Source organism: Endozoicomonas sp. SESOKO3 (assembly GCF_024606255.1).
Genome location: NZ_JAHHPR010000050.1, coordinates 1 through 4647 on the forward strand (window position 1 = coordinate 1; position 4647 = coordinate 4647).

Sequence of the window (4647 nt, forward strand, 5' to 3'; positions counted from 1 at the left end):
TTCTTGACACCTCAACACTGATTTGGGGAGGCTTATGTCTCTGTCGTCTGGTTGCCAATTGAGACTGCTTTCAGCTCAGCCCTCAGGGTCTCAATCTCTCTTTGCATAGCCGCCCTGTCGGTATCCCACTGTCTGGATTGAGCGACAAAGGCACTCAATTCGTTCACTTTCTCTTGCAAAAGAGACTGACTCCGTTGCAGATCATTCTGAAGCTGAGAAAGTTTATTTTTGGGTATCAGGTCAACCCCCATTGCTGTGAGTTTCTGATACATATTTTTCAACTTTCTCAGCATAAGCGCTTTTTGACTTTCTACTTCAGATAATTGCTCTTGTGTGGCTTTAAGCATTTCGGCCTTCTGTAACAGGGCATGCTCAAGTTGCTCAGTCGGTCTGGATTGTTCCAATCGTTCTATCCGGGCTCTGAGATTGCGATCCCGATCATAATCTGATGAATGCAGGGCTGCTGAAACATGATTCCCCAGATTGTCAGCCAGTTTAGTCAGTTCAGCATTTTCTTCCTGGATTCTCCTTATGGTGTCTTGATAGCCACGATTAAGATCAGCATTTTCTTCCTGGATTATTCTTAAGGTGTCTTGATAGCCACGATTAGCTTCTATTAAATCCTTCTCCAGTCTGTCAGCCCGTTTGGATAGGACATATCTTTCTTCCTCGAGTTTTCTAACGTCTTTTCGGGCTGCAGTACAAGAACGGTCAACTTCTTCCAAGTCCTTTTTCAGCTTTTTAGCGTCATTGTGAAGGCGATCTATTTCATATCCTTTATCTATTAAGCGAACATTAGCTGAGTTTAAATCCTTCTTCAGCTTTTGAACCCTTTCTGGAGTCTCATATTCTCCCTCCTGGATTTTACGCAGGGCATCATCACCCTCTTTTCTTTCTTCTCGGGCTTTTTTAAGTTCTTGCCGGGCTTCATCAAGTGCTTGCTGAAGAATTATTGTACGATCACGAAGCACTGTCTCAATTTTTCTATCGCCCGGTTTAAGAATTTTGCTACCGCTCTGTTCAGACTGTTGTGATAGCTTCTGGATTCTTTCACCCAGTTGTTCAACTTGCTTATTTTTACTCTCAAGCATTCTGGTTTTCTGAAGTAGCTCATTCTCAAGAGAACGTTGTTTTGCAGTCACAGCCTGGAAGAATTCACTACCCATTGCCGTTAATTTTCCCGAATTCTCATACTGCTTCTGTAATGCTTTTTCATAGAAGGGGATATCTTTGCCCAATGCCGTTTCAGTCTGCAAAGCAATTTCCAGAACGTTACCGAGCTGATTGTTGAGACTGCAGATGCGCTGGTAATCCTTCTGAATACGTTGATCCATTCTCTCCAGTTCAGCCTGAACTTCAGCATCAATGGCCCCGGCAGGCTGTCGCGAATCGGTTCGCGTGTTCCTTAGACTACCCATCCAGGATGAAGACGCCATTACCGTGCGGGACTCCAGAGGTTTACCGCCATTCAGAAAACGGCAAGGCTTAGGGGGGGCAGGCAAATCTTCCACGACCGTGCCTGCCCGCATCTTGCTTAGTATTTCTGTAAGAGCACAGCATTGATGCAATGAATAGATCGCAGTACCGCCCGGATGCTTGTTTAACTCCTCAGTTGTCCCCTGAACATGTTGACTAATCAACCTGTCAGGTTCGGGTGGACGGCTTACCGTACTTGATGGAATGGCCATCGTAATACTCCTTTTACAACATTCAACAATTCATAAATCGTTTGACTATTAATGAACCTGATCCTGGGAAACTTCCATCGCCTCTGATTGGTTGTTCTGTAATAGCATGCTCAGTTTATCCATCAGATTTTCAATCTCTTTTTCCATAGCCGCCCTGGCGGTGTTCCACTGCCTCGATTGATTGACCCAGGCGATCACTTCATCTTCTTTCTCTTGCAAAAGAGAGCGGGTCTGTTGCAGGTCATTCTCAACCTGAGAGCGCATTCTTTTTTCAGCTTTGAGACTTTCTTGTGTGTAGGTCAACTGTCTCAGCAAAACATTGTTTTCAAGTTCCAGTTCAGACTGTTGCTCCTGATTGTCGTCAAGCGCTGTGGTTTTTGGATATAACTCATTCTCACGCTGGCTCGATCGTCTGGATTGTTGAACTTTTTCTTCCCACATTTTATTAAAGAGACTTAGATGAGCATCTGAACAACGACGAACTACTTCTAAATCCAACTCCAGACTTGCAACCCGTCTGGATAACAAATCGTTTTCTTTTTGCATTTCTTTTAAGTCAAGCTGCTGTTTATCTGAGGAACGACCAGCTTCTAATAACTTCTGATTCAGCTTCCTGAGTTCTATGTATTGTTCATAATTATCTTCCTTCAGCGTTTTAACCTTTCTGGATTGTTCATCATTTTGTTCCCGTATTTTTTTTAAGGTATTCTGATCGCAACGGGCTTGTACTAACTCCTGCGTCAATTTCTGAAATTCTTCGACGCTCACACTTTTTCCAGCTTGGGTATTGCAAAGGGCAGCTTCAATCTTTTTTCTTTCTATTCGAGCTTCTTCAAGCTCTTTCTGCATCTTGGTTGAACGAAGTCTGGATACCTTCAGTTGGTCTTCTAATTGTGTGACTAATTTATTAGTTTGAAGGGTTCTGAATGGCTGGTCCGCTGCCTCAAACGCTCTATTTTTTCTATGGAGGGAAATATCGTTTTCTAATGAGTTTTCAACCTGCCGAGCAGCATTCAGTGATTCACCGAGCTGACTGTGAAGCTGGCAGAGATGATGGTAATAAGCCCTTCTTTGCTCATCCATATGTGCCAGTTCAGCCCAGACTCCATAACCATTGGCTGCGTTAATCCTGCGTAAAAAGGTTGGCATGTCCTCGGTACTATCCTCCAGGGATGGATAGGCTAACACCGTCCGACGGTCCAAACATTTAAAATCACTCAAAAGATGGCACGGCGAAGGGGGTTCAGGTAACTTTTCCACAGTGATCCCACTGCGCATCTTGCGTAATGGATCTATAAGAACTCTGCATTGATATAATGAATATTCCGCAACACTGCCGGAATGGCGGCCGGACCTATCATCTTTGACCCGAACACCCGGGTCAGTTACGTTTGCTGGGATTGCTGCGTTTGATGGATTTGCCATTATAATACTCCTTTTGCAACGTTAAAAAATTCACAACTATTTGACTATCAACGACCCCCATCCAATGCAGCTCCAGTCTCTGTCGTCTGTTCATCCATTGAGAGTGCTCTGAGTTTAGTCCTGAGGGTTTCAATCTCTCTTTCCATCGCCGCCCTGTCGGCATCCCATTGTCTGGATTGCTTCTCTTGTTCATCCCAGGCTTCGCCTTTGCTATCGTGATTAGCAGCCAAGCGACTTTGATAGGCTCCTACAAGTTTCTCCAGAGACTCAATCCGTTTGGATTGTTTCTCTTTTTCAGCACAGATTTTTTTTTTGTATTCCAACTCATTATCTGTGTAAAGTTGATACGCTGCTAAGCGTTCGTTCAGAGACTCAACCTCTTTGGATTCTTCAGCTTTTTCTTCCTTGATTTTACTGAGGTCTCGCTGCATCTCTGTTGCACGACAATCAGCTTCCCTCAAAAGCTTCTCTAAATGGATGACTTTTTCATCAACCAGCGCCTTTGCTTGCTGTTCGTCCTGTGCCCGAACCCTTTGCTGCTCGCTATGTTCAAGCTGTCGTGTAAGCTCCTGAATTTTTCTGTCCCGTTCAAGAACTTCCTGATTTTTGTCCTCAAGCATTTTGGTTTTCTGATTGAGATAATTAAACATTACCTGCAATTCTGGCTGATCCTTGTGCTGGTCTAATAGCGCATCCTGATAGAAGAGAATATCGTCATCCAATGCCAGTTCAGTGGTCATAGCAAAAGACACAATTTTATTGCACAGACTAAATTGCTCGCAGAAACGCTGGTAATCCTGCTGAATACGTCCATCCATTTTCTCCAGCTCAGCCCGGATTTCAGCCTCACTGGCCTCGCTAACCTTTCGCGAATGGGTTGACGAGCTCTGCCCGGATGAAGAAACTTCCACCGCCCGGGATTCCAGACGTTCCCCACCCTCCAGAAAAGAGCACTGCGCGGGACGCTCAGGGACCGTTGGCCATGTCATGCCTTTCGTAATCCCGATTAATGTATCTTTAAGAGCGCAGCATCGACGCAATGAATACATCGTAGTGCTGCCCCTATGACGGTTGGGCGTCTCAGATGTCACCTGAACATTAAGGTCAGTTCCTGGTGAAGTGCTTCCTGTACCTAGTGGATTTGCCATAGTAATACTCCATTTACAACATTTTATAATTCAGTAACCATTTGACTGTGACCGAGTATGACTTGTTCCCCTGTAAGAACCTGAATAACGCTTTTGTTAGCTGCTCTGACAAAATTTCTTTAGCAGATAGGGAAATCTGATACTCCCGCGAATGTTGAGTACACCATGTCGGATGTGCTCACCCGCCTGAGAAGTGACAACGAAAACCGTGAAGAGCTGGACACCCGGCTTCTGGCCCTGCTACATGCTGAGCAGGATCAGGAAGAACTCTGCGTCAGCCGGTTGAATCGATTCCTGAATGCTGAAGCACGTGAATTGGCTTTTCAGCTGGCTGGCAGCCTGTCGGACTTAAGCGTCCGTAGCGAGGATTGCAAGAAATTGAGGAT

The 4647-nt window shown here is 45.0% G+C and carries 4 protein-coding genes; 1 reads left to right on the plus strand and 3 read right to left on the minus strand.

Translation table 11 applies throughout. The features are described 5' to 3' along the window. Positions 1–32 precede the first annotated feature (32 nt). Genes KDK18_RS00850 through KDK18_RS00860 form a run of 3 tightly spaced genes read right to left on the minus strand, consistent with a single transcriptional unit; the run spans position 33 to position 4261 of the window. On the minus strand, positions 33–1688 hold the full coding sequence (locus KDK18_RS00850) for a hypothetical protein (protein ID WP_257252505.1): 1656 nt from the start codon (positions 1686–1688) through the stop codon (positions 33–35). 48 nt (positions 1689–1736) lie between these two features. Further along, positions 1737–3113 carry a hypothetical protein gene (locus KDK18_RS00855; protein WP_257252506.1) on the minus strand — a complete coding sequence of 459 codons (1377 nt, stop codon included), beginning with the start codon at positions 3111–3113 and terminating at the stop codon, positions 1737–1739. Between the two features lie 47 nt (positions 3114–3160). Then, positions 3161–4261 (minus strand): hypothetical protein, encoded by a 1101-nt coding sequence (locus KDK18_RS00860; RefSeq protein ID WP_257252508.1) that lies wholly within the window; start codon positions 4259–4261, stop codon positions 3161–3163. 165 nt (positions 4262–4426) lie between these two features. Here KDK18_RS00860 and KDK18_RS00865 point away from each other — a divergent pair. Next, on the plus strand, positions 4427–4647 hold a 221-nt coding region (locus KDK18_RS00865), incomplete at its 3' end, for a hypothetical protein (protein WP_257252510.1).

Bases quoted from the DNA above. Each gene is read 5' to 3' on its own strand.
- KDK18_RS00850 (WP_257252505.1), bottom strand. From the start codon at position 1,688: ATGGCCATTCCATCAAGTACGGTAAGCCGTCCACCCGAACCTGACAGG.
- KDK18_RS00855 (WP_257252506.1), bottom strand. From the start codon at position 3,113: ATGGCAAATCCATCAAACGCAGCAATCCCAGCAAACGTAACTGACCCG.
- KDK18_RS00860 (WP_257252508.1), bottom strand. From the start codon at position 4,261: ATGGCAAATCCACTAGGTACAGGAAGCACTTCACCAGGAACTGACCTT.